The organism is Streptomyces olivochromogenes (assembly GCF_021538895.1).
GTDB classification, from domain to species: Bacteria; Actinomycetota; Actinomycetes; order Streptomycetales; family Streptomycetaceae; genus Streptomyces; species Streptomyces olivochromogenes_A.
The window spans coordinates 1-26,943 of the sequence record NZ_JADDRL010000123.1 but is presented as its reverse complement, the minus strand read 5'-3'; the positions used below and the strand labels follow the sequence as shown (position 1 = coordinate 26,943).

General features: G+C 70.0%; 27 protein-coding genes and 1 pseudogene. 18 read left to right on the top strand and 10 right to left on the bottom strand.

Annotated elements, in window-relative coordinates:
* Nucleotides 1-785 (top strand): annotated as a pseudogene (locus IPZ69_RS38735) (serine/threonine protein kinase); the annotation flags it as partial.
* A gap of 72 nt (nt 786-857) precedes the next feature.
* Here the strand turns inward: IPZ69_RS38735 and IPZ69_RS38730 are convergent.
* Nucleotides 858-5,417, bottom strand: coding sequence for an FtsK/SpoIIIE domain-containing protein (locus tag IPZ69_RS38730; RefSeq protein WP_235459417.1), 4,560 nt, complete (start codon nt 5,415-5,417; stop codon nt 858-860).
* A 258-nt stretch (nt 5,418-5,675) separates the two neighbouring features.
* Between IPZ69_RS38730 and IPZ69_RS38725 the strand changes: the two genes are divergently transcribed.
* A complete protein-coding gene (locus IPZ69_RS38725) occupies nt 5,676-5,978 on the top strand; it encodes a WXG100 family type VII secretion target (protein ID WP_235459416.1) in 303 nt (100 codons plus the stop codon).
* Between the two features lie 69 nt (nt 5,979-6,047).
* Here IPZ69_RS38725 and IPZ69_RS38720 read toward each other — a convergent pair whose 3' ends face one another.
* From IPZ69_RS38720 to IPZ69_RS38685, 8 genes are all read right to left on the bottom strand, one after another.
* Nucleotides 6,048-6,596 (bottom strand): hypothetical protein, encoded by a 549-nt coding sequence (locus tag IPZ69_RS38720; protein WP_235459415.1) that lies wholly within the window; start codon nt 6,594-6,596, stop codon nt 6,048-6,050.
* On the bottom strand, nt 6,593-7,261 hold the full coding sequence (locus IPZ69_RS38715; protein WP_235459414.1) for a hypothetical protein: 669 nt from the start codon (nt 7,259-7,261) through the stop codon (nt 6,593-6,595). The genes IPZ69_RS38720 and IPZ69_RS38715 overlap by 4 nt, the downstream gene beginning before the upstream one ends.
* On the bottom strand, nt 7,258-7,836 hold the full coding sequence (locus tag IPZ69_RS38710; RefSeq protein ID WP_235459413.1) for a hypothetical protein: 579 nt from the start codon (nt 7,834-7,836) through the stop codon (nt 7,258-7,260). The genes IPZ69_RS38715 and IPZ69_RS38710 overlap by 4 nt, the downstream gene beginning before the upstream one ends.
* Nucleotides 7,837-7,867: 31 nt before the next feature.
* Nucleotides 7,868-9,094, bottom strand: coding sequence for a putative T7SS-secreted protein (locus IPZ69_RS38705; RefSeq protein WP_235459412.1), 1,227 nt, complete (start codon nt 9,092-9,094; stop codon nt 7,868-7,870).
* On the bottom strand, nt 9,091-9,402 hold the full coding sequence (locus IPZ69_RS38700; RefSeq protein ID WP_235459411.1) for a hypothetical protein: 312 nt from the start codon (nt 9,400-9,402) through the stop codon (nt 9,091-9,093). The genes IPZ69_RS38705 and IPZ69_RS38700 overlap by 4 nt, the downstream gene beginning before the upstream one ends.
* 637 nt (nt 9,403-10,039) lie before the next feature.
* On the bottom strand, nt 10,040-11,083 hold the full coding sequence (locus tag IPZ69_RS38695) for a hypothetical protein (RefSeq protein WP_235459410.1): 1,044 nt from the start codon (nt 11,081-11,083) through the stop codon (nt 10,040-10,042).
* Nucleotides 11,071-11,727: a hypothetical protein gene (locus tag IPZ69_RS38690; RefSeq protein WP_235459409.1), complete on the bottom strand. Its 657-nt coding sequence runs from the start codon at nt 11,725-11,727 to the stop codon at nt 11,071-11,073. Before IPZ69_RS38690 ends, IPZ69_RS38695 begins: the two co-directional genes overlap by 13 nt.
* A 157-nt stretch (nt 11,728-11,884) precedes the next feature.
* Nucleotides 11,885-12,604: a hypothetical protein gene (locus tag IPZ69_RS38685; RefSeq protein WP_235459408.1), complete on the bottom strand. Its 720-nt coding sequence runs from the start codon at nt 12,602-12,604 to the stop codon at nt 11,885-11,887.
* 927 nt (nt 12,605-13,531) lie between these two features.
* Here IPZ69_RS38685 and IPZ69_RS38680 point away from each other — a divergent pair.
* The 15 genes from IPZ69_RS38680 (at nt 13,532) to IPZ69_RS38610 (ending at nt 25,399) form a co-directional block, all read left to right on the top strand.
* Nucleotides 13,532-14,242 carry a hypothetical protein gene (locus IPZ69_RS38680; protein ID WP_235459407.1) on the top strand — a complete coding sequence of 237 codons (711 nt, stop codon included), beginning with the start codon at nt 13,532-13,534 and terminating at the stop codon, nt 14,240-14,242.
* A gap of 17 nt (nt 14,243-14,259) precedes the next feature.
* On the top strand, nt 14,260-15,237 hold the full coding sequence (locus IPZ69_RS38675) for a hypothetical protein (RefSeq protein WP_235459406.1): 978 nt from the start codon (nt 14,260-14,262) through the stop codon (nt 15,235-15,237).
* On the top strand, nt 15,234-16,541 hold the full coding sequence (locus IPZ69_RS38670; RefSeq protein WP_235459405.1) for a CpaF family protein: 1,308 nt from the start codon (nt 15,234-15,236) through the stop codon (nt 16,539-16,541). The genes IPZ69_RS38675 and IPZ69_RS38670 overlap by 4 nt, the downstream gene beginning before the upstream one ends.
* A 53-nt stretch (nt 16,542-16,594) precedes the next feature.
* On the top strand, nt 16,595-17,551 hold the full coding sequence (locus IPZ69_RS38665; protein WP_235459419.1) for a type II secretion system F family protein: 957 nt from the start codon (nt 16,595-16,597) through the stop codon (nt 17,549-17,551).
* Nucleotides 17,548-18,468, top strand: coding sequence for a type II secretion system F family protein (locus IPZ69_RS38660; protein WP_235459404.1), 921 nt, complete (start codon nt 17,548-17,550; stop codon nt 18,466-18,468). The genes IPZ69_RS38665 and IPZ69_RS38660 overlap by 4 nt, the downstream gene beginning before the upstream one ends.
* A 46-nt stretch (nt 18,469-18,514) precedes the next feature.
* On the top strand, nt 18,515-18,766 hold the full coding sequence (locus IPZ69_RS38655) for a hypothetical protein (protein WP_235459403.1): 252 nt from the start codon (nt 18,515-18,517) through the stop codon (nt 18,764-18,766).
* A gap of 36 nt (nt 18,767-18,802) precedes the next feature.
* A complete protein-coding gene (locus IPZ69_RS38650; protein ID WP_374295321.1) occupies nt 18,803-19,264 on the top strand; it encodes a TadE family protein in 462 nt (153 codons plus the stop codon).
* Nucleotides 19,265-19,705 carry a TadE/TadG family type IV pilus assembly protein gene (locus IPZ69_RS38645; protein ID WP_235459401.1) on the top strand — a complete coding sequence of 147 codons (441 nt, stop codon included), beginning with the start codon at nt 19,265-19,267 and terminating at the stop codon, nt 19,703-19,705.
* The gene (locus tag IPZ69_RS38640; RefSeq protein ID WP_235459400.1) at nt 19,702-20,163 is read left to right on the top strand and encodes a TadE/TadG family type IV pilus assembly protein; all 462 of its coding nucleotides are present in this window, start codon (nt 19,702-19,704) and stop codon (nt 20,161-20,163) included. Before IPZ69_RS38645 ends, IPZ69_RS38640 begins: the two co-directional genes overlap by 4 nt.
* A 6-nt stretch (nt 20,164-20,169) precedes the next feature.
* On the top strand, nt 20,170-20,874 hold the full coding sequence (locus IPZ69_RS38635; protein WP_235459399.1) for a hypothetical protein: 705 nt from the start codon (nt 20,170-20,172) through the stop codon (nt 20,872-20,874).
* A 133-nt stretch (nt 20,875-21,007) separates the two neighbouring features.
* Complete coding sequence (locus IPZ69_RS38630) at nt 21,008-21,331, top strand: hypothetical protein (protein ID WP_235459398.1); 324 nt, start codon at nt 21,008-21,010, stop codon at nt 21,329-21,331.
* A complete protein-coding gene (locus IPZ69_RS38625; protein WP_235459397.1) occupies nt 21,328-22,755 on the top strand; it encodes a hypothetical protein in 1,428 nt (475 codons plus the stop codon). The genes IPZ69_RS38630 and IPZ69_RS38625 overlap by 4 nt, the downstream gene beginning before the upstream one ends.
* Nucleotides 22,752-24,104 carry a hypothetical protein gene (locus IPZ69_RS38620; protein ID WP_235459396.1) on the top strand — a complete coding sequence of 451 codons (1,353 nt, stop codon included), beginning with the start codon at nt 22,752-22,754 and terminating at the stop codon, nt 24,102-24,104. Before IPZ69_RS38625 ends, IPZ69_RS38620 begins: the two co-directional genes overlap by 4 nt.
* A complete protein-coding gene (locus tag IPZ69_RS38615; protein WP_235459395.1) occupies nt 24,101-24,700 on the top strand; it encodes a hypothetical protein in 600 nt (199 codons plus the stop codon). The genes IPZ69_RS38620 and IPZ69_RS38615 overlap by 4 nt, the downstream gene beginning before the upstream one ends.
* Before the next feature lie 9 nt (nt 24,701-24,709).
* The gene (locus tag IPZ69_RS38610) at nt 24,710-25,399 is read left to right on the top strand and encodes a hypothetical protein (RefSeq protein ID WP_235459394.1); all 690 of its coding nucleotides are present in this window, start codon (nt 24,710-24,712) and stop codon (nt 25,397-25,399) included.
* Between the two features lie 22 nt (nt 25,400-25,421).
* On the opposite strand, the gene IPZ69_RS38605 is transcribed toward IPZ69_RS38610, so the two are convergent.
* Entirely contained in the window at nt 25,422-26,045 is a 624-nt protein-coding gene (locus tag IPZ69_RS38605; protein WP_235459418.1) for a hypothetical protein, read from the bottom strand.
* 146 nt (nt 26,046-26,191) lie between these two features.
* On the opposite strand from IPZ69_RS38605, the gene IPZ69_RS38600 reads away from it, so the two are divergent.
* Nucleotides 26,192-26,935 carry a hypothetical protein gene (locus tag IPZ69_RS38600; protein WP_235459393.1) on the top strand — a complete coding sequence of 248 codons (744 nt, stop codon included), beginning with the start codon at nt 26,192-26,194 and terminating at the stop codon, nt 26,933-26,935.
* The last annotated feature ends 8 nt before the right edge of the window (nt 26,936-26,943 follow it).

Sequence of the window (26,943 nt, the reverse complement as noted above, 5' to 3'; positions counted from 1 at the left end):
TGCCCGGGATGCCGGGGCCGGGGATGCCCGGGCTGGGGACACCGGGGCTGGGTGTGCCGGTCCCGGGGTCGCAGACCTCCATGTCCGGGGTCCGGGATGCCGCGCCGGGGGCCGCGACCGTGGTGCCCGAGCAGCGGGACGCGGTACCCGCCGAGCAGCGGCCGGGGAAGGTCTCCGTCAGCGTGGCGGCCACCTCGGCTCCGGGCGAGGGCGGACGCGGACGCCGGGTCAGCTGCACGGTGGCCCTCGCGGTGGCCGGGGCGCTGGCCGCGGTGACCGTGGGGCTGGGGTTCGTGCTGCGCCCCTTTGGCGGCGGGGGAGACAACGACTCGGTCGGCGGCAGCGCCCACTCCCCGGCGCCGAGCGCGGCGGCCAGCGCCCCCACCAGCGCCCCCTCCAGTCCGGACACCAGCGGCGAGGACACCGCGTCGCGCGCCGTCCCCGACCGTTACCTCGGCACCTGGGAGGGCCAGGGCACGGCCCTCGACGGCAACCTCCCCATCGGCACCTTCCGGCTCACGGTCCACCGGGTGGGCCTCGGCGAGGAACTGGGCCGGATGACACAGACCGATCAACTCGGCGGCGTCTGCACCGACGTGCTCACCCTGAAGAAGGTGACGAAGACCCGGATCGTCGCCCGGTCCGTGGGCGCCAAGGGCAACCACGAGGGCTGCAACCCCGCACCCCACCTGGTGGAGTTGACCCCGGTCGGCGACGACCTCAAGTACACGTCGGACAGTTCGGCCGAGGGCAACCCGGTCTCCCGGATGTCGAAGGTCAACTAGCCACAGACCACCGGCCGTCGGAGTCCCGGGCCCGCCGCCCCCGCGGCCGGCCCGGCCTCGCCGACCCCTCGCTCACCCAGGGATCACCACGGTCCGCAGCTCGCCGTCGCCCAGGTGCAGCATGCCCTTCCCGGGCACCACCTGGCCGCCGACCATGCTTCGCGACAGCCGTACGCCGATGAGGTCGCCGCTCGACGACTCCTGCGGGGACAGGAGGATGCCGCGGCGGGCCTTCTTGGCGTCGACCTGCCAGCCGGAGAAGCCGCTGCACACGTCCTCCTCGTCACCGGCGATGACGAGGGCGAGGCCGCGTTCGGCGCCGCGCGAGACGATCCGCTTCATGTGGGACTCGGCGTCGAGGTCTTCGAGGATCTCGCCGTCGTCGACCAGGACCGCGATCGGCTCCTCCAGCGACGCCGAGTCGATGACCTCCTCGAAGTCGTCCTCGTCGATGTCGTCCTCGGTGAAGACCTTCAGCACGCCTTCCGTGCCGTCGAGCCCGCGCAGCGGCGACTGCCGCGGGGCCGCGACGACCAGCCGTACGCCCTGGGAGAGATAGGACTGGGCGAAGTTCATCAGGACCGTCGAGCGGCCGGACTTGGCCGGGCCCGCGATGACGAACGTCGGCACCCCCTGGGCCAGGTCCGGGCCGAAGCCGACGATCTCGTCGCCGCCGATGCCCGCCAGCGCCCACAGCCGCGAGCGGGAGGCCTCCGGGTCACGCATCTCCCAGGCGTCCGCGAAGGAGATCCGGCTCGGCAGGCTGTCCACCCGGAACGGGCGCCGGGCGCGCGGCACGTCCGCGTCCCGCGCCGCGGCCGCCTCGCCGATCGCCCCGATCGCCGCCGCCTGGCCCTGACCCGTGGTGTCCTCGGACAGCAGCGCGAACTGCGTCTCCGTACCGAACTCGTTGCGGAACGCGCGGCCCGGCGGGATCTCCTCCGGCACCTTGCGGGCCGGGATGCCGAGCGTGGAGAAGTCGCTGCGGTCGGCGAGCCGCAGACCGTACTTGTCCTCGGTGAGCGTGGCGACGCGGCCGACAAGGAGCGTGCGGTCACCGGTGAGGACCAGGTGGATACCGACGCTCGCGCCCTCGCGCATCATGGTCGTCAGCTCGTCGGTCAGCGACCCGTGGTCGATCTCGCCGAGGGTGGGCACCCAGCCCTCCCAGCGGTCGAGCAGCACGACGATGTGCGGCAGCCGCTCGTCCTCGGGCGCGTCGGCCCGCTGCTCGCCGATGTCGGCGTAGCCCTTGTCCGCCAACAGGTCCTGGCGGCGGCCGAGTTCGCCCTTGAGTCGGTTGACCAGGCGGATCACCCGCTCGGTCTGGTTACGGCCCACCACCGCGCCGCAGTGCGGCAGCCGGGTCAGCGCGTTGAGCGCGCCGTTGCCGCAGTCGATGCCGTACAGGTGGACGTCGGCGCAGGAGTGCGTGCGCGCGAGGGAGGCCGCGAGGGTGCGCAGCACCTGGGAACGGCCGCTGCGCGGCGCACCGCCGATCATCAGGTGACCGAAGGTGGCGAAGTCGACCACGACCGGCCGGCGTGCCTGGTCGGCGGGCAGGTCCTCCACACCGTACGGCGCGGGCGGCAGCTTGCCCGCCGTGAGACCGGCGACCGGGATCTCGATCTCGTCGAGCAGCAGCGTCTCGGAGAGCGCGGGCAGCCAGGGGCTGTGCTGCGCGGGGATGCCCAGCGACCGGTTGGCCTCGCCGACCGCGTCCACGAGCACCTTGAGGTCGGTGATCTCCTCGTCCTCGCGGGCCTCGGCCTTCGGCTTCACCAGCGCCGCCCGGCCCAGATCCTCCCAGGTCAGCTCGCCCACCCAGGGGGCGAGGGCGGCGGGATCGGCGGCGCCGGGCCTGCGGCCACCGACGCGCCCCGACTGGAAGGGCACCAGGGACGCGTGACCGAGCCGGACGTACGCCCGGCCCGGTGTGTTCTTCGAGATGTGCCCGGCCTCGGGCGAGTCGATGACGTCGCTCGACTCGCCGCCGTCCGTCACCCGCAGGGCGATACGGAGGTTGGTGTTGGCGCGGATCTCCGGGGACACGACACCGCTGGGCCGCTGCGTGGCGAGCAGCAGATGGATGCCCAGCGAACGCCCTCGCTGGGCGATGTTGACGAGCCCCGTCACGAAGTCGGGCAGATCGCGCACCATGGACGCGAACTCGTCGATGACGATGAGGAGTCGCGGCACCGGCGCATGGGACGGATCCCTGCGCACGAGATCCTGATAGTCCTCGATGTCCTTGGCGTCGGCGGCGGCGAGGATGTGCTCGCGCCGCTTCAGCTCGGCGCCCAGCGACTCCAGCGCGCGCTCGACGAGGTGAGCGTCGAGGTCGGTGACCATGCCGACGGTGTGCGGCAGCTTCACACAGTCCTTGAACGCCGAGCCGCCCTTGTAGTCGACGAGCACGAAGGTCATGTTCTCCGGCGTGTTGGCCACCGCCAGCGACGCCACGATGGTCTGCAGCAGCTCCGACTTACCGGAACCGGTGGTACCGGCGATCAGGCCGTGCGGGCCGTCCTTGCGCATGTCGATGCCGAACGGACCGTCGTACGACTCACCGATCACCGCGAGCGTCGACTGCCCGCCCATCCGCCACCGCGCGACGATGGCATCCCTCGTCGGCGGCTCCAGCTGGAGCACGTCGAGCAGCCGGCTGGCACCCGGCAGCGCCGAGTCCTCGGTCTCGCCGCTGATGTCGCGCAGGGGGGAGAGGGAACGCGCCAGGCGCAGGCACCAGGGGGCGGACACGAAGTCGGGCCGTACGTCCTTGATGCCCTCCGCGCCGGCCTCCTCGACGCGCAGTCGCAACTCCTGTGGCTGCTGGGCGCGTTCGGTCTCGGGCGTGCTCGCGGCATGCCAGGCCTGGAAGGAGGGGAAGCCGCCGGCCACCTGCTGCTGCGCCGCGGGCCGGTCGGCGGCGCCGTTCGCGTCGTACTCCCGCGCCTTGGGCTCGGCGACGACGAACGCCTGGCACTCACCGGGCAGGAACCGCTCCTCGGCGTCCAGGCAGATCGCGTACAGGGAGACGGCCGGGCCCTCGCGCAGCAGTCGTACGGCACCCGGCAGCGACCGCAGCCGTCGCGAGCCGTCCCAGACGACGACGATGTCCGGCTCGCTGAAGGAGGCCCCCTGCCCACGGTTCTGCTCGGCGGCCTTCTTGCGGGCGTCGAGGATCTGGGTCAGCTCGCCGATGCGGGCGCCGACGGTCTCGGCGTCGGTGCCGATGAGGACGTTGACGTCCTGCCCGCCGGAGGGCTTGGCGTGCGGCAGCCAGCGCATCCAGTCCCAGCTGTCCTTGGCGCTGTTCTCGCTGAGGACGTAGAACTGCACGTCCATCGGGCTGTGCAGCGCGGCGGTCTGCGCGACCGCCCACCGGCCGAGCGAGCGGGCGGAGTCGCCGGGACCCGCCATGCCGATGACGCCGAGGGAGCGGAGGGACAGGGCGACGGGCGCGTCCTCGATGTTCCAGGTGACCTGGCGCCGGTGGTCGTCCTGCTCGGGGTCGTCCAGGACGACCTCCGAGGGCAGCCGCCCGGTGCCGACCCGGACCAGCAGATGGTCCCGGTCCGTACGCCGCCGCTCCCACAGCCGGGTCCGCGGTCCGGTGCCCAGGGAGAGCACTGCAGCGGGATCCGGTATGGCGCCCCGCCGGTCCTGCCGCTCCGCGGTGAGGGCGTCCTGCGCGTCCTTCTCGATCCGCTCCTTCTGTTCCTTGTACTCCTTGAGCTGCTTCGCATGGGACTTGCGCCCGTGCTTCTTGTCCATGAAGTAGTTGGCGAACAGCATGATGGGGCTGAGCCCCGCCATGATCAGGTAGTACCAGCGGTGGAAGATCAGCACGGACACCACGGACCCCACGAGGGGCGTGAGCGCCATCAGCCAGGGCAGCGGCCGGGCCTCGTACTCCCGGGGCGGGCTGGGCAGCCGGAACTTGGTCTGCCGGTCCGGCGGGCGCAGCCGCGGCGGCCGGTTGTAGTCGAGCCCCACCCCGTCGTCCGACCACTTCAGGGCGGCGTTGGGCGGGGTGTAACGGCCGAGCTCCAGCAGGGTGTTGCCGAGGGCGATCTGGGCGCCGAGGGGCCAGGAGTCGTCCTCGACGGCCGAGCCGTCCTTCGTGACCCCCTCTTTGTCCTGATGGACGGTGACTTGGCAGGTGCCGTCCGTTGCAACTGACAACGTCAGGGCGCGGGCGTCGAGTTCCGGGTCGTCGATCCGGATGTACGAGGCGGCGCCGCTGCCGATGTCGTACCGGCCCACTCCGAGGCGGTGCACGAATCCGGCCACGGGCCCGCCGACGACGCGCAGTTCGACCAGTCCCGTGGGCTCGCCGGGCAGGCAGCCGGCGGGATCCTGGAGGCTGACGACGGCCCCCTCCCGCAACGGCGAGCCGACCACGGTGGCCGTGGGGTCGACGGCGTACCCGTCGACGTACACGAACGGCGCGCCACCGGCCGGCGCTTGATGATGCTGTCCGATCGGGATGACCTGCGCCCCGCTGTGCCCGACCTGCTGGGCCAGCTCCTGGGCGATGTCCCCCACGGTGGACTCGGGATCGGCATCGAGCACGACGTCGGCGGAGCCCCCGCCGAACGGGTCGACGACGGTCAGAGTCAGGCGCACGCTTGTCCTCCCCAAGCCCCCTGTGGCCGCTTTCGTCACGCAGGTCACAGTGAAGGCGACGATATCCGCTCCCTGTTGCGGCGGGGCAACGGGGAGACCGCTAAGGCTTCCCGATGGCAACGGCACGCGCAACGGCCGTAAGCTGCTGCCGCAAGAGCGGACGATCACACCGGTGGAACCACGCACCCCACTCGTCTCGTCCGCAAACAGGGAGCCACGGGGGTTGGCCCTGCGGCGTGTTGAAGAGGGAGCAGCTTCATGGCCAAGGACCTTGATGTCACATACCAGGACATGCGCGATGCCGCCAAGCATGTCGTGAAGGAGAAGGAAAAGCTCCACGAGAAGCTCGACGGCCTGCGCAAGTACATCGCCAACCTGGTCGAGTCCGGCTACGTCACCAAGAGCTCGTCGAAGGCCTTCGACGAGAACTTCGACGAGTTCGTGCGGGGCACGAAGGACACCCTCGACGGCCTCGACGGCATGGGCGACTACCTCACCAACGCGGCCGACAAGTTCGAGCAGATCGATGATGAGTTGGCCAAGGCGGCCAAGAGCAAGTAAGGGTCGGCCGACTGTTCCTGATGGTGCGGCGGGCTTGCGGCCCGCCGCGCCGTCCTGCGTCCGTCTGCCTCACACCCACCGCAACGAGCCGGAGATGGCCTCGCACAGATCGCCCATGGGACTCTTGATGCCGCTCAGCGGAACGGTGAAGGCCAGCAGCAGGTATCCGACCTCGCCCGGCATGTGGACGTAGAGGTCCAACGTCGTCGTCGTGGCCACGCGTACCGTGTCACCGGCGGGGAGAGGCACGACGGTCACCTCCGCGCCCTCCCCCCTGCGGGCCGAGAACGCCTGTGCGAGCTCCTTCGGCGCCGCGTTGAGCACTCCCCGCATCGGAAGCAGGGAGATCAACAAGGTTGCCGGAGTGGCCGATTCGGCCTCCGTACGCAGGAAGAGCTCCAACGCGCCTTCGGCGACACCACGCTCGGCGGTGTTGCGCAGCACCGTCCACAGCTCCTGCCTGGCCTCCGCGGACATGGGCCGACGGCATGCCTGCTGGTCGACGAACGTTTTCAGTTGGGGACGCCAGCGGTCGAGCGTGAGGTCGATCCGGAACCAGTCGCGCGGGACGAGCAGCCGGTAGTCCTCGGGAGGCTCCGCCTGGGTCCGACCGGTCACGCGGAGAGCCCCAGGACGCTGCCCTCGTCGTCGAAGAAGCAGAGGCTCTTCAGGATGCCCGCGAACATGCTGGAGAAGACCTCCCAACCATCCTGCGTCGGTGTCACCATCTCCAGTACCAGCACCGTGCCGTTGGGCAGGGGGACCTGCACCTGGATGAACGACGTCCAGAAGGGCTCGTCGTGCCCCGACGGCACGAGCGCGGCGTCGATGGCCGCCTGCCGGGTACCGATCCACGACACGGCCGGGCCGCAGGGCAGGCTGATCTCAGCGACCTCACCGCGATCGAGCGCGGTCAGGGCGCCGGTCGTGGCATGCACGGGGCTGAACCGGGCCTCCTCCGCCAGATCCATGAGGGAGACGTGCACGGTGGCCGTGCAGCGGGTTCCGTCAACCTCCGTGATGACGAAGCCGGCGTACTGGACGCTCGCTTCGACGAACGCGTCGTAGTTGCCCGCGCAGATGGCGGCCCACTGGTACTGCATGTCTTCCGGGGCACCCGGCATCACCCGGCGCGCAAGGTCGATCAGCCCGTCGGCAAGCTCCTCCACGGACTCCACGTCCATGGGCAGCTCGAAGAAGCCCTCCGGCATGATCCAGCGAACGTGCACGGCCTCGCCGTCCACGACCGACGCGAGCTCGGCCTCTGTCGTGACGGTGCTCATCGCTCGCCTGCCTCACTTGGCAGTTCGAGGTCCGCCGCGTCGGCGTAGAAGTTGGCGGCGAAGGGGTACGGCCCGTAGTGGGGGTAGAACTCGGGCAGTTCGGCGCCCTGCCGGGCGGCGGCGTGCGCGATCTCTCGGTAAGCGGCCGACCTCGCGCGTACTTTCTGCCGGGGGCGGTCTCCCCAGTGCCGCCTCAGCGAAACGACGTAGAGAAGGACGATGACGCCGACCACGGCACCGGCTGCCGCGTAGTACGCCGACTGAGACTTCGACGACTCCCAGTACTGGACGTACGCGCCCCAGTACACGAAGAGCCCCATGAGAACGAAGGCGGATGGAAGGCCGAGCCGCATTCCTCCGCTGCGCATCTTCTCCTGGTCGAGGTAACGCAGGTGGAGCAGCTTCAGCACCGCCGCGTCGTCAAGGAAGTCGAACTGGAGTCGACGACCTTCGGATTCGGCGAGTTCGCGTGCGGCCGGGACCGAGGCCAGGACCTCTCCCGGGACCATCTTCCTGATGATCCCGGCCCGTGCCCGGTACTCACCGGGACCGAGCTCGCGGTCTTCTTCGGACATGTGCGGGGGACTCCTTCGGGCTGTTCCGGGGTCAGTGGGCGAGAGCGGCGTGGAACGGCGCCGACGTGGGCTTGGGAGCCGGCCTGGGCGCTGGCGTGGGGGCCGGCTGGGGCGACGGGCTCGGGGTCACCTTCGGGTAGTCACCAGGATCGCCGGTGCCTTCGCCGTTGTGTCCGGTGAAGACCTTCACCATGGCACTGACGAAGCTTCCGCTCTTGATGGCGGCTGTAATCCTTCGTCCTTCCAGGGCGGGCTTGCCGGCCTTGGTGAGAATCGTGTTCACGGCCTTGACGCCGATGCCGTTGAAGAACTTGAAGCCCACGCCCTCCGCCGCCGCCATGCCACTGAAGCGAAGACCCCGCAGCTTGGCCAGACCCTTGAGTCCCTTGAGGGCCTTGAAGCCCTTGAGAACGCCGAGACCGGGCATGACGCCCAGGGTGTCGAAGAAGAGCTTCATGCCGTTGAACTCACCGCCGCGCACGGTCATGTCGTACAAGTGCCCTGCGAGCGCGGCCGCGCTGGTGATCACGGCAAGTGCCGCGAACAGCGGTACCAGGAACTCCAATGGCGGCACGAACGCGCAGATGACCGCCAGGATCGAGAACACGGCGGACAGGTTCGAGAAGAAGTCGGCCCAGTCGGCGAGGAAGTTCATGATCCCGCCGGGGTCGCGGACGCCGTCGTGATGGACGACGTTCTTTATATGCTTTGCGGCGGCCTGGGCGGCCTCGTCGCGAATGATCTTCGCCCGGCCGATCTCACTGTGGCAGTGACGTATGACGTCCATCGCACCGTCGCGCTTCTTCTCAAGACGGGTCCGCTCGGAAACGTCGTCCTTGCTGGGGACGGTGTCCTTGTACTGGTCCAGCCCGCTGACGGCGCTCTTTTGGTCGCCCTCCGCCTCGCGGAAGTCGACCAGCGCCTTGTCGGCGATCTTCTGGGCCCGGTGCAGCTCGCTCGCGTACTCATTGGACTCACCGCCCTCCACGACCTTCGTCCCGAGGGCCTTGGAAGCCTCGTCATAGCGGTCGAAGGCCCGCTTGAGCCGCCCAGAGGCACCGTCGGCCACGTCGTGGAACGCACGGCCGGCGTCGCTGTCCCAGCCCTCGACGGAAGCCAGTGCCCGGATGTTGCCGGACTGCTTGTCGATCTCGTCGGCCATGGTGCGCAACTGCTTGCCGAGCCTGGCGACTTCGTAAGGGTCGCCGGGAATGGGGTCGCCGTCGTGCAGAGGTTCCCAGTCGCGGGGGCGAGTCACTTCTTCCCCTTCGAGTTCTTGCGGGCGTCCCGGAGGGCCTGGGCCAGTTTGTGGTCCACCTCGTCGTACGTGTCGGCCGCGGTCTTGGTGTACTTGGCCAGGTTCTCTATGTCCTTCATGAGTTTCTTGCGTGTCTTCTTCCAGGTGTCAGAGAACTCGTCGAAGACATCGCGGAGCGTGCCGCTGCCCAGATCGTCGCGGAATTCGTCGGCCGGATTCCCGTGCTCTTTGAACTCGCGGTGAATACGGAAAAGGGAGTCGGAGCAGTCCCGGATGGTATCGAGATCCGCTCGTGTCCTGTCAGCCATGGTGCACCCCCGTGGCGCCTCGCACGGTCCACCCCCGTGGAGCCAAAGATCGGTAATGTTTCGTCAAGAACACCGAAGGTAGCGGTGTGACTGGTGGTTTCGCCAGGCGGATGGAGCTTCGACGCCTGGCTGACTGTGAATTTATTATGGCAAATCGGTCAACTTCTGTGCTCAGTTCGTACCTCAGGGGTATGGGTGGGGGCGCGGCCCGCCTCCAGGGCGACGAAGCGCTGGACCGGCAGCGCGACTTCGACGACGCTGGAGACGAGCCCCACCGCCCCACGGAGAACCGGGCGGGTCTTCCACGACAGGTGATCGGCCCTGCCCAGTGCCCACCCGGAGAGGACGAGCAGGCACGGGGCGGAGAGACCAAGGTGTACCGCGAAGCGGCACACCCACTCGGCCACGTCCCGGCCGCCCACCGCTAGGTGTCGTCTCCCCAGAACATGTCCAGGACCGCCATTAGTACGAGCGCGCTTGCAAACAGGAGAGCGAGGAGGCAGCGGAAGGCGAACTCCGTTTCCCTCCACACCTCGCCACCCAGGTCGCCTCTCACAGCGCAACACCGCAGAAGCCGCCTTCGGGCGCCCGGACGGCGCGAGCTCTCACGGTGATGCCTCGCTGTCGGGCTCTGTCGCTATCGGTTGACTGTCTGGATCTCCTGGACGGTGACTTCCTGCGTGGCCCCGAAGGTCCCGTCCGGCAAATCACCGCCGGCACCGCCGGTTCCCGTCCAACTGATCTGCCAGGTGATGGTGGCCTTCAGCTGGAAGGCGCCGTTACCGGAGGAACGGAGGTACTTGATGCCGCAGGGCGGGGTCTGGTCGGCCTTGCCCTTGACGAACGGGTCGCCGATGGAGCCGTCGGCGTTGATCGCACATTCGCCGGATGCGGGAAAGGTATCGGCGTCCGTGGTGCCCGGCTGCAGTGTCAGAGAGACTGGCCTGGCCGTAGTGGTGGCCTGGATGTTGAGGCCGGCCACGTTCAGTGAGGCCGTGACAGAGACCTTCTTGAATTTGGTCTTGTCGAGCCAGGCCCAGGTGGGGAGCTTGACCTTGGTGGTTCCGTCGGGGGCGAGAGAGACAGCGGTGCTGGGCAGTTTGATGCGGTTGTAGGCGAGTTCCGCCAGTATTTTCGGGGAGACGGCATTCTTGACGCGCGGGTTGTCGCCGTTGTCGACCCAGAACGGCAGGTCGTCGCATTCCCAGGCCGCGAGGTCGTTCAGGCGGCTCGGATCCTGTGCGGCCACCCACCAGTTGCCCTTGTCGGCCTGATCCAGGTTGTAGTTCTTGTACTTGCCGTCCTTGTAGATGTCCCGGAACTGGCCCGTCGCCACCTTGGCGTAATTGGGCTGATCCGGATCGTCGACGACGAGTTTGTAGCCGTCTTCGGTTCTCTTGGCGAACTCTTGCGCCGAGATGGGTTCGTACCAGCAAGCGGGCGGCGTCCAGTCGCTGACGGGGGTCATGGTCGGGGACGAATCACCGGCGGCCCGGGTGGAGCCCGTGAAGGTGATGCGTGACTCCAGGGTTTGCCCGCTGCGTTTGGCGCTTGTCGTCGTCTGGCCATGCGTACCGCCCCCTGGGGAGTAGCCGGCCTGAGCAGGAGACGCGATCACGGTGCATGCGATGGCAACACCGGCCACGACAACCCAACTGCGACCACTGATCACGGCCTGCACGCCTTGTTCCCCCTGTCTCCCTTGAAAATGGACGTCTGCCACACGCCCTTGCCGTTCTTCTCCAGGCGCGTGACGTACAGCACGTACGAGTTGTTGGTGACCGGGTCTTTCTCGACCTTGTTGGTCTTGCGGTTCTTCGCGTATGCCTTGCCCTCGAACGAGCAGTAGCTGAGCGTCGCCCGGTTTGCCGCATACACATCAACCTTGGGGTTGAAGTACCGCGTCGTTCCGGTGAGGGTCACGCCCGCGTCGTTGCCCTGCTTGACCCACTGGGCAGCTCCGACGAGCGCATCCCCCTTGTAGTAGAAACCGAGTGCGGGTTCGTTCGGATTTCCCTGCGTGATGGCATAGTTCGTGGCGTCGATGGTGCGTCCGGCGTCTGCGAGCACCGGATCAGTCTTCGGATCTCCGGTCTTCCAGCCATCGAAGACGTCATGGACGTCACCGGGGAGAGCGATCTTGGGTCGCCCAGCGCTGTTGTCTGCCGAAGCGCTCGGCGACGGTGAGCTCTTTTGGTCGCCGGTGTCGGCCCCTGGGATCTTGTCGTTGCTCTTGGATGTGTGGTCACTGCCACCGCACGCCGTCAGCAGCAGGGCTGCGGTCGCGGCGAGCGCGGCGGCAACGGGCAAAGAACGGCGGTTCACGAGTGACTCCCAGTGGGATGAGGATGGACGCAAGGGGAGGGACGCTACCGGTGTGAGTCTCGGTTTCACCAGGACCGATCCGTCAAAGTCAATGCCTGGTCAGGGGAGTTCACAACAGTCGATAGCGCGTGACGAACGGACTGCAGGCCCAGGTACGTCACCCCAGCTTGGCGTTCTGTGCCTTGACGACAGCCGACGGAATCCGGGCGTTGCCCGCGGACTGCTTGAGGAAGGCCTGGCTGTCGATCGCGAAATAGGTGACCACTGTGTCGTGGAAGCGGAAGACCTGCGTGCGGACGGTCTGGGTCTGGCCGCCGGCGTCGAAGGTGGCGGCGAAGGCGAGCGCCTCGTCGCCGCCGGTCGGAGCCGTCTCCGGCCTGACCGTCTTGTACGGGTTCTTGCCGCCCGGCCCCTTGGCCGCGAAGCCGCTGGCGCAGGACTTCACCGCCGTGGAGAGGCCGGCCATGGTGGCCTGTGCCTGGCCATGGGCGTAGGAGGACAGCGTGATGTACGTCAGGATTCCGTCCGGCTCTTTCTTGGCGGCGACCCGGGTCAGGTGAGCCTGGGGGGAGCCGATCGGAAGTTGGTTCATGGCGTAACCGAGTGGCAGACACGTGGCTTTGTCGACGGTCAGTTCCTTCTGGGTCTTGGCCAACAGGTAGTCGGGTCGCAGCTTCGACATGCCGTAGCCGGCCGCCTCCGTCCCCGTGAGCATCTGCTGCTGCACCTGCTGGGCGGGACTGACTGCCCTCGCAGGAGTGGCCGATACGTCCGGTTTGTTGTCGGCTTCGGACTTGTCACTGCCGCCGCACCCGGTGAGCGCGGTGAGGGGCAGCACGAACAGTGCGGAGGCGGCCAGGGTGGCCGTTCTCTTCATGCGGAGGCTCTCCTTGATCCTTGGATGGTCCCGGTCAGCCTATCCATGGACCTGTTTGCAGCGTCTTCATCAAGAAAGAAGCTGTGGGAGCCGGGTTGCGCCCGGCATTACTTGATGAGCGGTCACCCAAGTTGCTCGTACCACCGTTGAGCAGGCGTATGTGCTGCTGACGCGGCGGCACCTGGGGTCGAAGGTTGCTCTGGGCTGCGTGTTCTTCCGGCTTGCGCACGGCGTCGGAGGGACGCCGTCTGGCCGCGGAGCGAAGCTTGCGAAGGCAAAGCAACTTGGGTGATTCTTGTGGGTGTTCAGGACCGGACCCGTGAAGATCCAAGTGCGGCGGGGCGGGTCCGAGTCGGTGATGGTCACGTGTCCGTTCGCGCCGAAGGAGTTCCCCGTCACGATTGGTTCCCAACAGGAGGCGGGCTCAAGTCGGGTGAGCCAAGGTGCGTGACGCCACCGCGGCGTCTTCTGGTCTCGCCGGTGTGCTGCTGGACCCATTTGCAGTGTCTTCGCCAAGACCTCTTGCGACTGAACCGCACCGCGCGCGTGTGTGATTCGTGCAGGCATCGTGGGCGGTCCGTGAGGAGGGCGTCGGTGGCCCCGGGATGGTGGGGCGTCGGCGGATTCGCTGGCGCACAGGTGGTGGGCCCGTCCACCCCCCGTGGTCAACTGGCATGCGCACACCGCCGGTTGCAGAGGGTAACGGTGATTCGGGTGTGGTCAAGGAGTGCTGACTCGCCTTGAGGGGCCCATGGGCGACTGATACGGTGCGATCGCTTGACACTCACCCCGGCCATCGGTATTCGGCCAGGTCGGGCGGTGCGTCCAGTGTGTCCCGTGCTCTCGCGTGCGGGCGTTCGGGGGTGAAGTGTCCGCTTTTGCAAGGAACTTGGCAGACATTTTCTTGGGTGTACGGGGAGCGGTTGCGTGAAGATCCAAGAGCGTACGGGGGCGGGCGCCGGTCGTTCCGCCGCTCCGGCTCAGCCGTCGGTCGGCGACCGGCTTCCCACACCGCCTCGCGAGCGCAAACCGGCACTGGCCGCGCTCGCCGTGCTGCTGATCCTGCTCGGCGCGCTCGGCGCCACGACGCTCGTGCTGCGCGCCGGCGACCGGATCGAGGTCGTCAAGGTGACGAGCACGATCGAGGCCGGCGAGTCCGTCAAGGACAGCGACGTCACCTCCGTGATGGTCGCCGCCGACGACAGCATCCACTACGTGAAGTGGTCCCAGCTGGGCTCCCTCAAGGAGCTCCAGGCCAAGTCCACGATCTACGCGGGCACGGTCGTCATCGGTGACATGTTCACCGGCAAGAGCAGCCTCCCGTCCGGCAAGGCCGCCGTGGGCGTCGCCCTCAAGGAGGGCCAGTACCCGGCCGACATCAAGCCCGGTGACTCCGTCGCCGTCTACAACGTCGACAGCAGCAACTCCGGCTCGGACAAGACCGGTTCCTCCGCCGGCGGGACCGCCCTCGTCGAGAACGCCAAGGTCGACAAGGTCGCCGAGGACAGCGACGCCACCGTGAGCACCGGCAACCTCTCGCTCACGCTGCTCGTCGACCAGAGCGACGCCGCCGCCGTGGCGCGCGCCGCGTCCGCCGGTGCGGTCGCCATCGTGCACGTACCCGGCAACGGCAACTAGAAGGCGGCACCCACCCCATGGCGCTCATCGCAATCGCCGCCGACAAGGGTTCCCCCGGCGTCACCACCACGGCCGTCGCCCTCGCGGCGGTCTGGCCGCGGCGCTCGCTGCTCGCCGAGACCGACCCGGCGGGCGGCGACCTGGTCTACCGCAGTGCCGCCGCGCACGGCGGCCAGCTCAACCCGAACATCGGCATGCTCTCCATAGCGGCGACCGCCCGCCGCGGCCTGGTGCCGGACCAACTCTGGGACCATGTCCAGCCGTTGAGCGGCGGGCTCGAAGTGCTCGTCGGGCTCGGCATCGCCGAGCAGGCCACCGGGCTCTCCGGGCTCTGGCCCACCCTCGGCCACGCCTTCGCCTCGCTCGCCGACTCCCCGAACACGCCCGCCGACGTCATCGCCGACTGCGGCCGGATCAGCGGCGACACCCCGGCCGTCGAGCTGTTCCCGCACGCCGCCCTCGTACTGCTCGTCTCGCGCACCGAGCCCGAGGCCCTGGCCCGGGTCCGGGACCGCGCCGCGGCCCTGTCCGCCAAGCTGCACGGCGGTCCGCGCGGCGCCGCGACCCTCGCCACCCCGCTCATCGGCGTCGTCCTGATCGCCGACCCGGGCAGCTCCGGCAAGCTCGTCAACCAGGTCAACGACATGCTGGTGCACGCCCAGACCGGCGCCCGCGTGGTCGGCACGATCGCGGACGACCCGGCCGGCGCCGACCAGCTGGCCGGCCGCAGGCGCGGACGCCTCGACAAGTCCCTGCTCATCCGCTCGGCCCGCAAGGTGACCGCGGATCTGTACCAGCAGTACGGCGCCGCCTGGGCCGTATCCGCACAGGCGCAGCAGGCCCACCAGGCCCAGCAAGCCCAGCAGGCGGGTCAGGCGCAGGCTCAGGCCCCTGCCCAGCCTCAGGCCCAGAATCAGACCCAGGCCCAGGCCCAGGCCCACCAGCCCAACCAGCCTCAGCAGCCCCATCAAGGCCACGCGGGGGCCGGCCGATGACCGCTGTCGACCACCAGTTGGTCAAGCGGTTCCGGCAGGACGCCGGTGACCGGATCGCCGAGCAGCGCCGCCTCGACCAGGTGGGCGGCGTCTCGCCGATGTCCACCGAGGACGAGCGGCAGTACGCGCGCGCGGTCATCGCCCAGATCCTGGAGGAGTACGCCCGCGCCGAGATCAACGCGGGCCGCACCCCACTCGACGCGGAGACCGAGGAGCAGTACGCGGCCGCCGTGCACGCCGCGCTCTTCGGCGTGGGTCGGCTCCAGCCGCTGCTGGACAACCCCGACGTCGAGAACATCGACATCAACGGCTGCGACCAGGTCTTCGTCGGCTACTCCGACGGGCGGGAGGAGAAGGGGGATCCCGTCGCCGAGACCGACGAGGAGCTCATCGAGCTCATCCAGGTGCTCGGTGCCTACTCCGGTCTGTCCTCGCGTCCGTTCGACTCCGCCAACCCGCAGCTCGACCTGCGGCTGCCGGACGGCTCGCGTCTGTCGGCCGTCATGGACGTCGCCCGGCGGCCCGCGCTGTCCATCCGTCGCGCGCGCATGGGCAAGGTGTTCATCTCCGACCTCGTCGGCAACGGGACCGTGACGCCCGAGGTCGCGCACTTCATGGCCTGCGCGGTCCGTGCCCGCAAGAACATCATGATCGCGGGCGCCACCAACGCCGGCAAGACGACGCTGCTGCGCGCCCTCGCCAACGAGATCCCGCCGCACGAGCGGCTCATCACCGTCGAGCGTGCCCTGGAGCTCGGGCTCGACACCTTCCCCGAACTCCACCCCAACGTCGTGGCGTTCGAGGAGCGGCTGCCCAACTCCGAGGGTCAGGGCGCCATCGCCATGGCCGAACTGGTGCGCCGTTCGCTGCGTATGAACCCCTCCCGGGTCATCGTCGGTGAGGTCCTCGGCGACGAGATCGTGACCATGCTCAACGCGATGTCGCAGGGCAACGACGGCTCGCTGTCCACGATCCACGCCAACAGCTCCAGCGAGGTCTTCAACCGTATCTCCACGTACGCGTTGCAGGCCTCCGAGCGGCTGCCCATCGAGGCCAGCCAGATGCTGATCGCGGGCGCCGTGAACTTCGTCGTCTTCATCCAGCGGCGCAACAACTACCAGACGGGCGGCCGGCTCCAGCGCATGGTCACCTCCGTCCGCGAGGTCAACGGCGTCGACGGCCGGGTGCTGTCCAGCGAGGTGTTCGCGGAGGCCCCCGACGGACGGGTCGTACCGCACGCGCCCATAGCCTGCCTGGAGGACCTGATGGCGTACGGCTACCAGCCGCACGGGACATGGGGGTGAGCGGCGTGACGTACTCAGCGCCCACATACGGGGCTCTCGGCTCGCTCGGTTCCATGGGGGGCCTGTTCTCCCCCGAGGTCCTGTACTCCATCGGCAGCGGTGTCGCCGTCGGCGGCGGACTCGCGCTGCTGACGGTCGCGGTGCGCGGTCTGCCCGCGAAGCCCGCGCACGAGAAGCAGAAGGCGAACGAACGGGCCGCCGAGCTCATCCGGTTCGCCGGTCAGCGCGGCTCGCTCGCCGCCATCGTCGGGCTCGCCGTCCTGCTGCTCACCCGCTGGGCCGTGGCCGGCATCGCGGCCGGTGTCCTCGTCTTCTTCTGGGACCGCCTGTTCGGCGGCGCCGCCGAGGAACGCGCGGCCATGCGCCGCGTGGAGGCCCTCGCGTCCTGGACGGAGTCGCTGCGCGACACGATCGCCGGAGCCGTCGGCCTGGAGCAGGCCATCCCGGCCTCCGCCCGGGCCGCCGCCCCCATCCTGCGCCCGCACCTGGACGCCCTCGTCGACCGGCTGCGCGCCCGCACGCCGCTGCCCGAGGCGCTCCAGGTGCTCGCCGACGAGATCGACGACGCGTCCGCGGACATCATCGTGGCCGCGCTCATCCTCAACGCCCGCCTGCGCGGCCCCGGTCTGCGCCAGGTCCTCGGCGCCCTGGCCAAGTCGGCCCGCGAGGAGGTCGACATGCGCCAGCGCGTGATGGCCCAGCGCGCCTCGACGCGCCGCTCGGTGCAGATCGTGGTCGCGGTCTCCATCGCCTTCGTCCTCGGCCTCTCCGTCTTCAACCGCGACTTCGTGCAGCCGTACGGCACGGCGGTCGGCCAGCTCGTCCTCGCCGTCGTCTGCGCCCTGTTCGCGCTCGGCTTCTGGTGGCTGCGCAAGCTGTCGACCATCGAGACGCCCGAACGGTTCCTGGTGCGGGACGAGGCGGCGGTGCAGTTCGTACGGCCCCGCACTCCGGCCCAGCAGGGCGCCCAGCCCCAGCCGTTCCAGCCGGAGGAAGGTGTACGCCGGTGAACCTCACGATGCCGATCGTCGTCGGCGTGGTCTTCGGACTGGGCGTCTACGCCCTCGTCCGCGCCCTCACGCCGACGAAGCGCAGCGCGGTCGCCCAGGTCGCCCGGATCGACGCGATGCGGGCGCGCGGTTCCGCCTTCGAGACCGCACGGCAGACGAAGGACACGGGACGCATCGGCTCGCTGCGGGCCGAAGTCGGCGCGCGCGTCGCCGACTTCTACCTGCAGCAGGGCTGGGAGCAGCGCTCGCTGCGCGCGGACCTCGCCGTACTGGACCGCAGCTGGGAGAAGTTCCTGGCGACGAAGGTGCTGCTGGCGACCGCCGGGCTGTTCTTCGGCCCGTTCCTGTTCGCCGTGGTGTGGACACTGGGCTTCGGCTCCAGCCCGGTCATCCCGGTCTGGCTGGCCCTGCTCTTCGCGGCGCTCTTCTTCTTCCTGCCCGACCTGGAGGTACGGCGGGACGCGGCTGACCGGCGCCGGGACCTCAGGCGGGTCATCGGGGCGTACCTCGACCTGGTGTCGATGAGCCTGGCCGGCGGCCGGGGTCTGCCCGAGGCCCTGATGGCGGCCGCCGAGATCTCCGACGGCTGGGCCAACCAGCGCATCCGCAACGCCCTGGCCGACGCCCGGATCACCGGCATCAGCCAGTGGCAGGCGCTCGGCGCGCTCGGCGAGGAGCTGGGCGTCGAGGAGCTGAAGGACCTGTCCGCCTCACTGGCGCTGGTCGCCGACGACGGTGCCAAGGTCCGCGAGTCGCTGGCCTCGCGCGCCGAGACCATGCGGCACCGCGAACTCGCCGAGATCGAGGGCAGCGCGGGCGAGAAGTCCCAGTCGATGCTCGTGGCGCAGCTGCTGCTGTGCGCCGGCTTCCTGGTGTTCCTGATCTTTCCCGCGGCGATGCGGGTGTTCCAGGTCTGAGCCCGTTCCCATCACCCAGCGAACTGTTTCGAAAGGACAACTCATCATGAACGGACGGAACGTCAGCACCGGGATCCCGGCCGTGGACTTCCTGGTCACCTTCCTGTCGGGCCGCGTCCAGCGCGCCCGCTCCGGCGAACTGGACCGCGGTGCCTCCGCCGTCGAGTGGGTCATCATCTCCGCGGTCGTCGTGGCGATCGTCGGCGTGGTGGCCGCCATCATCAACACCGCGCTGAGCGACGGCGCCAACAAGGTCGGCGACTGCATCAAGGGTGCCAGCGCGTCCAAGACCTGCTGATCGCGGTTACGGGATCGCACGTACGACACGACGGGGATGACGGGGTTGTTTGTGGGCGTGGGCAGATGGGCGCGCCGCCGGGCCAGGGCCGCGCGGGGGGACGCCGGTGATTCCGGCATGACCGCGATCGAGTTCGTGCTGCTCACTCCCGTCCTCTTCTTCATGATCTTCGCGACCGTCCAGTTCGCCCTGTACTTCTTCGCCGACCACGTGGCCCAGGCGGCGGCCCAGGCCGGCGCCCGCAAGGCCCGCGCCACGGCCGACGAACAGCCCGGCGCGTGGCGGGGCGAGGCCCGGGACGTGGTCGACGACTACATCCGGCAACTGGGCCCGCAGCTGGTGCTGTCGCCGGACGTGACGATGCTCCAGCCGGAGCGGAACACGGTCGGCGTGGAGATCACGGCACGGGTGCCCACGGTGTTCCCCGGGCTGGACCTGACGGTGCACGCGCAGTCGTCGGGACCGGTGGAGCGGTTCGTGAAGGAGGGGGAGAACTAGATGTCCCTCGCCTCCCTGCGCACACGCATGACCTCCGGCCACCGGGACGACCGGGGACTGTCGACCGTCGAGGTCGTCATCCTCGCCCCGGTGATGATCCTGTTCATCCTGGTCCTGGTGGCGTTCGGCCAACTCGTCGACGGCCGGGGCGCGATCGACGGCGCCGCGCGCGACGCGGCCCGGGCCGGCTCCATCCAGAAGGACCACGGCACGGCCATGGCCGAGGCCCGCAAGGCCGCCGAGGCGGACCTCGCGGACGTCTGCTCCGGGCCGGTCTCCGTCGTACAGAAGAGCGCGGGCTTCGACCCCGAGGTCGACCCGTTCTTCACGATCGAGGTGAGCTGCCAGGTCCGGGGCCTGGCGATGCTGGGACTGGACATCCCCACCCATCTGTCCGCCAGCTTCTCCTCGTCGCTGGACCCGTACCGGAGGTCGGCGTGAGAGCAGCCGTACGGACCTGGTGGTCCGACCGTCGCACCCGCCTGGACGACCGCGGCTCCGGCGCCGGAGCGGTGATCATCTTCGCGCTGGTCTTCCTCTCCCTGTCCGCGTTCGTGATCGACGGCGGCCTGTCCATCTCCAAGCGCGAACGGGCCGCCGACATCGCCGAACAGGCCGCCCGCTACGCCGCCCAGGACATCGACAGGGAAGCCCTCTACGACAACCAGGGCGGACCCGCGCCGATCAACTTCCAGAACTGCGACGCCCGGGTGAAGGCCTACGCCCGCGAGATGGACCTGTCCGGCGCCGACATCGCCGCGACCCACTGCGTGGCGGCCGACGCCCAGGAGGTCGAGGTCCAGGTGCAGTTGACGTACGAGCCCGTGTTCACCGGCATGTTCTACGGCGGGGACGTCGTCGTGCACGGGCGGGCCGTGGCCGAGAACCAGGTGGGCTGAGCGGCGGTGTTCGGGCGGCGGAAGGCGGAGCCGGACGTACCGCCCGTGCCGTGGGACCGGGCGGGCTGGTTCACGGTGGGCGAGGTGCTGCGGGCCGGCACCCTGACCCGTAAGCCGCTGACCGGACCGCGGGCGATTCGGATGCCGTCGACGCACGACGGTGTCCGCTACCACGCCCCGGCGGTGCTCGTCGCCGACGACGGGGGCGAGACGCCCTCGTACGCGCTGTACGACGCCGCACGACCCACCGAGTTGGTCTGCGCCCTCGCGCCGGAGAAGTCGGGCGCCCGCTACCGGGTGACCGCCGACGGGGGCGCGGAACTGGGCCTCGTGCACCGGACCCCGGCCGCCAGGCGCACCGTCCAGCACGGCTGGTGGCTCCGGCAGCCCGGTCGTCCGGACGTCGTGGCCCGCTACCACTGGGCGCGGGGCAGCGCCAAGGAGATCGCGACGCGCGGCAAGGACAACGTGGTGCGTGGCGCGGGCGCGGTGGTCGGCAGCGTGGTCGACTCCGTCCTCAGCCTGGGCGTGGAGGGCGACGCCCGCACCAGCTCGTACGAGAGCCGTCCGGTGACCTGGCGCGCCGAGGGCGACGACGAGCCCGTGGTCCTGACCTGCGAGCAGTTGGAGGGCGTCAAGGCGTATCTCCCGCGGGCGAGTTGGCTCGACCGCCGGCTGGCGTTCGCCCTGGCGGTGCTGCGGGAGGCCTGAGCCCGGACACGCCCGGAGATTCTTACCCTCTTCCTACCTTCAGCCCCTCCGCCCTTACCCGTCACGGGCAGGCTGGCCCGTCTGTGACCGGTGTGCGCGCCGGGGGCCGTGGTGCGGGAGGGGGAGCGTACGCGTGAGTGATCAGCAGGCGGACATCGACCGGATCCGAGAGTGTTCCAGGGCGCTGACGCGCATCCGCGACACCTTCGCCGAGCGGGCCAACCCCGCCGAGGGCTACGGCGTCGGCGAGATCGGCTCGCAGAAGGTGCTGGACGCCTTCGCGAAGTTCGGCAGCAACTGGAAGATCCACCGCGGGAAACTCACCGAGGAACTGGAGCAGCTCGCCGGGATCACCAAGACCGCGGCGGACTCGTACGACCAGCTCGACCACGAACTCGCCGAGGCCCTCAGGAAGGCCGACAAGGACGGCAAGCAGGCCAAGGGGGCGAAGAAGTGAGCGCCCGCCCCGCCGCCGACCGCTGGTCCGTGCTCGGCGAGTCGTCGGATCCGGTGCCCGGTGACCCGGAGGAGGTGGCCGCGCTCGGCCGGGAGCTGCGCAGGACCGCCGAGGCCATCGAGAAGGAGGCCCGCGAGATCAAGGCCCTTGCCTCCGTGGAGAACTGGAAGGGCAAGACGGCCACCGAGTTCCGCGGCTCCGCCGAGGGCGCGGGCGACAAGCTGCGCAGGGCGTTCAAGCGGTACGACCAGGCGGCCGACGCCCTCGGCACCCAGGTCCGGGACGGGGTGTGCAGCAACGAGTACGCCTCGGAACTGCACCGCGCCCAGCAGTTGGCCGACAAGGCGCTGCACGACGCCGAGGCCGCCCACGACGACCTCACCACCGCCCAGCGGTCCCTCGACGGGCAGCCCCACGACACCCCGAAGGACGACCCGGACAACAAGAAGTTCACCCGGCAGAAGGAGCACGCCGACTCGGCGCTGTCGGCCGCCAAGGACACCCTCGAAGCCGCCAAGGGGATCCGCGACCGCGCCGCCGGACTGGCCGCCGACGCCATCCACGACGTCATCGAGGGCGACGGACTCAAGGACGGCTGGACGGACAAGTTCAAGAACTGGGTGCACGAGAACGCGGGCTGGCTGACCCAGATCTCGAAGTGGGCCGGCCGCATCGCCCTGTGGGCGGGTGTCGCCGCCCTCGCGCTCGGCTGGATCCCCGTCATCGGCCAGGCCATCGCCGCCGTCGCCAACGCGGTCGCCCTGCTCGCCAGCGTCGTCGCCCTCGCCACCGACCTGGTGCTCGCCCTGGGCGGCGAGGGAAGCTGGAAGTCGGTCATCCTGGACGCCGTGGGCGTCGCGACCTTCGGCGTCGGCCGGGCCGCGATGTCGGGCGCCAGGGGCGCGGCCGCCGGAGGCAAGGCGCTCGCCCGCAGCGGGCTGTTCCGCAACGCCGTCGCCTCGGGCATGAAGTCGGGCAAGGCGTGGAACCTGGCCAACCGCGGGGCCCAGGGCGCGATCCGGGGCAAGGCCGCGGCGGAGGCGATGCGCACCATGCCGAAGGGCAAGTTCCCCACCTGGAGCAACCTCAAGGAGGGCTTCAGCCCCGTCTCCATGTACCGGGACACCGTCGACGGCGCGAAGTCGATCGGCAGCGCCTTCTCCAAACAGGGCTGGAGCGAGGGGCTCAAGGGGATGGCCGCACCCCGCTCGCTGGGCACCCTGGACCCCGAACTGGCCCGTACCGCCTCCGATCTCGACGGCATCGCCCCCGCGGCACTGAAGCTGCCCGAGGTCAGCGGCGCGCTGAGCAACTTCGGCGCGCACACCAACGTCTGGGCCGGATCCACGTTCGCGGGCGTCGCGGCCGGCGCGGAAGGCGCCTACGGCACGGTGACCTCCCTCTACGACAAGGTCACGGGATGACTCCCGAGCCGGCTCTGCGACCGGCGGCCGGGCGCGGACCCGGGCTCGAACGCTGCCACACCTCCCGCCTGTACCTGGACGGCACCGAGCTCGTGCTGCGCACGCGGCGGCGGTCGCCGCGGCTCCCGGTCGGACCCGGCGGCATCACCCGCGCGGTCTTCGTCGACGCGCCCGGCGCGGACCGGGAGCGCATGGGGCCACCGGTCACCGGCTCCTGGGGCGAGGTCCAACTCCAGGACCAAAACGGGGCCTTGCTGGCCTGGTTCGACATCGAGGACTGGCTTCCCGAGTCACCCGCGCTGCCCAAGCGCTCCGTGCGGGGGGAGCAACTTCTCGGCCGCACCGGGGTGTCGGCGCTGCTCAAGGCGGCCGGCGTCCCGCTGCACGTGGTGCACGACGCGGACGATCCGCGGGTGGCGAAGGGGGAACGCCGCCGGGGAGCCGTGCGGCTGGGCCGGGGCGGCGACTTTCCCGCCTGGTACTGGGCGACGCGGCTGGTCGCCGGAGGCGTGTGGTTGGCCGCGTTCACAGGCGTCGTCTTCTCCGGCTCGCTGTCCCCGTGGCTCGTCCTGCCGGCCGCCGTCGCCGCCTTCGTGGCCCCGGCGGCACGGCTGGGCCTCCGCCTCGGGACGCGGATGCGACTTCGGCGGTACGACCCCGTCGTACGGGAGCGGGTCCGGCCGGCCCCCGCGGACGGGCCGGGAGCGACCGTACGGTTCCGGCGGGACACCGAACTGCGCGTGCAGGACCGCGATCTCGTCCTGCGATACGCCGACGGCCGGGAGTACTGGCTGCCGCTGACCGGCCCGCACGCCCTGACGACCCTGGTCCGCGTGCGGAACCGGGCCGGTGCGCCGGTCGGCGCCGAACTGCGGGGGCCGGGCGAGGAGCTGCGGGCCGTCCTGCCCTGGGGCCCCTGGTTCGGCGGTACGGCCGGGGCGGAGGGCTGGGCGCGCCTGAGCGCGGCGGCCGGGGCCGCCGGGCTGCGGGAGACCGAGCGGGAGCCGAGCGGCAAGGCCGCCTGGCCCAAGCACCCGGCGCTCGGTGCCGACCCGCTGCCCGCCTCCCCCCGCGCCGCACGGCGCGCGTCCCGCTTCTCCGGCACCCCGGCCGGCGTCTCGTCCACCGCGGTCATGGCCCTCGCCTCGTACTTCTCGATCGCCTGGGGCATGCGCATGCCGCACACGCACACGCACCCCGCCACGGCCCCGGCCGTGATCGCCCTGGGCGCGCTCGGCGCCGTACTCCAGGCGGTCCCCTACCTCGCCCACCAACTGCACAGCCGCCTCCGGCTGGACCGACCGGCGGATCCGGCACCGGACCGCCCCCTCACGGAGCGAGCCGCATGACAGGACTCCAGGAGACCGCACCCCCGGCCGACTACCGTCTGCTCCTGCCGGACGGCTGGTTCCGGATCCTTCTCGACCCGCCGGAGCAGCGGGACAAGGCCGTCGACGCGCTGGTGGAGCGGCAGTTCCACGGCATCGACAACGCGCCGCACCTCAAGGAGGACCTCCGCAAGGACCTGCGGCGCCGGGCAGCGAAGGCGCACCGCTCGGGCGGCATCGAGCTGTACCTCAGCCTCCAGGAGATCGGCCCCTTCACCATCCCCGCCTCCCTCCTCGTCACCCTCGCCCCGCTGCGGCACGCGGCGCCCCTGCCGCTCGACGCGCTCGCCGAGACGCTGTCGGCGGCGGACGGGGGAACGGCGAGCGTCGAGGAACTGCCCTCGGGCCCGGCCGTGCGGGTGCGCAGGCTGATACGGCAGCCGGGCGAGGAGGACGCGCGGCAGGTCCACCACTCGCTCTCGCTGGAGTACCACGTCCCCGTCCCCGGCACGGCGGCGTTCCTGCTGCTCACCTTCTCGACGCCGCTGGAGCAGATCGCGGACGCGATGGCGGAGCTCTTCGACGCGATCGCGGCGTCGCTGACCTGGACGGAGTGACGACACACCATGACCGACGACCCCCTGAGCGACGACCTGTCGAACCTGGGCCTTGAGTGCTCGGAGGATTGGGTGCCGTTCCCGGTGACCGGCATGGGCACCGGCACCGGCCCTGACACGGGCACGGGCACCGGCGACGTGGACCCGGCCATGGACCCGGCCATGGACCCGGCCATGGACCTGGACCTGGACTACTGGGCCAAGTACCAGGCGGAGGAACTGGCCGAGCGCTACGCCCGTGACGGGGAGAGGGCCGACGTCCGCGCCCTGACCCGGGACCTGAAGCGGGCGGCCGCCGACAGCCGCACCCGCACGCCGCTGGCCGCCTTCGGCTGGTACGTCAGCGGGCACAACGCGGTGGCGGCGATCATGGAACTCGACGCCATCCACCCCGACGACACGGTCCCGGACGTGTCCCTCGCCTGGCTGACCGAGCACATGGCGGTACGGGAGTTCGGCGAACCGGACGTCCGCCGACTGCGCCTCCCGCTGGGCGACGCCGTCCGCATCCGGCAGAACTTCGTCGGCGAGAAGAAGCGCCTGCTCGGCCCCCGCCCGGTGATCCGCTCACTCTTCTACGGGGTCCGCCCGGAGGGCATGCGCACGGCGATCACCCTGACCCTGTCCTGGACGGAACCGATCCTGGACGAGCCGGCGGAGCGGATGGGGGACGACATCGCGGGGACGCTGTCGGTGTGAGCGGCAATCGTGCCGGCGCGGGTCATGCGTGCTTCTCGTCCTCGAAGGTGACCGGGGTGTAGGTCTTGGCGTGGTTCGCGAGGAAGCCGCGTGCTTCGTCGGGGAGGGGCTGCGGAGCCCTCCAGGTCGGCTGTGGGCCCGTACCGTTCACCCCCAGGGCTGACAGCAGTTCCAGAAGGCTCATGTCATCGACTCCGCCGAGGTCCATCGGAAGCCGGTACGGCGTCACCTCGGCGGGGGAGAGGGGCGTCCGGCCACGCTCGATGTCCGTGAGGTCCGCACGGCGCAGCCGGAACCACGGACCCGTCCGCCGCACCACCATCCACCGGTCGCTGACGCCGCTCTCGAAGACGCGGCACTCGGAACCAGAGAAGATCTGCCGCATGCCCAGCCCCATCCTGGTGAGCGGGGGAGGCGTGCCGTCCAGGCTGTCGACCTCCTCGTGGCCGGCCCGCAGCATGTGCGTGAATTCCGCGAAGAACACGGGGTTCTTCTCGGACTCGGCCAGGCAGGAGAAATGCAGATTGCCGTCGAGGAAGGACGGCCGGCCGGCCCAGGGATCCCGGATCAGGCGATACCCGGCGACCCCGTCGCACAGTCCCGGGACGAGCGGAGCCGGAGTTCTGCAGATCTGGCACTCGTTCACATCCGGCAACTCGGTTCGCCTGTCGGTCTCGATACGGTTCGGCCCGGGGCGCAACGGTAACGCCCTGGACGCGGCGGAGAAGATCACGGATGCGTACGTCCAAGAGGCCGGGGATGGGCACGCGTGCACCTGATCGTGGAGGACTCATGGACATCCGTGCCGTAATCGGCGAATTCAAGGGCGCCACCCCGCTGGTCGGCCTGCCCGACGGCTGGCGCTGGTCGCCGGCGCCGGGAATCGACTTCGCGGGCGCGCTCTCCGTCGACGGGGAGCGGCTGCTGCAACTGAGTGCTCGCGATTCCTACGACCACGATCTGGCTGTCGCAACTCTCGCCTTCGCGCGGGAACATGAGGAGCGGATCTTCGCCCGTAACGCGCTGCTGGGTTCGCTGGGGGGCTTCGAACCGCCGGGCGGGCGCTCCTTCGACGCGGTCGTGGGCATCGCGCCCGAGGTGCACCGGTTCTATCGGCTGGAGAAGCCGGAACTGGACCCGTACGTCCGGCTGATGTTCCCGGCCCACGTCTGCGAGTTCTCCGGCGGCGAGACCCTCGACGAGGCGGTGACGCGCTACCGAATGCTGCGTTTGACTCATCTGGACCGGTCTCCCCTTCCGTTTCTGAAGATGCGATACGCCAATACGCGCACCCGCGCCCGGAGTACGAACCCCGGGCGCGGCTTCGCCGAGCCGGATCGGCTGGTCGAGGAGCTCCGCCGGATGGAAGGGGGCGCGGGGAGCTTCGTCGAGTTCGAGAACCGGCACGGCGCGGTGTGGCGTGTCGAGTGGCACGGCGCCTGGTTCGTCGCGGAGTGGGAGTCGAAGAGCGGAACGCCGCGGGAAATCGGCCTCGATGAACTCATCGGGTTCGCCCTGGCGAGCCTGCGGGACTGAGGGCACCG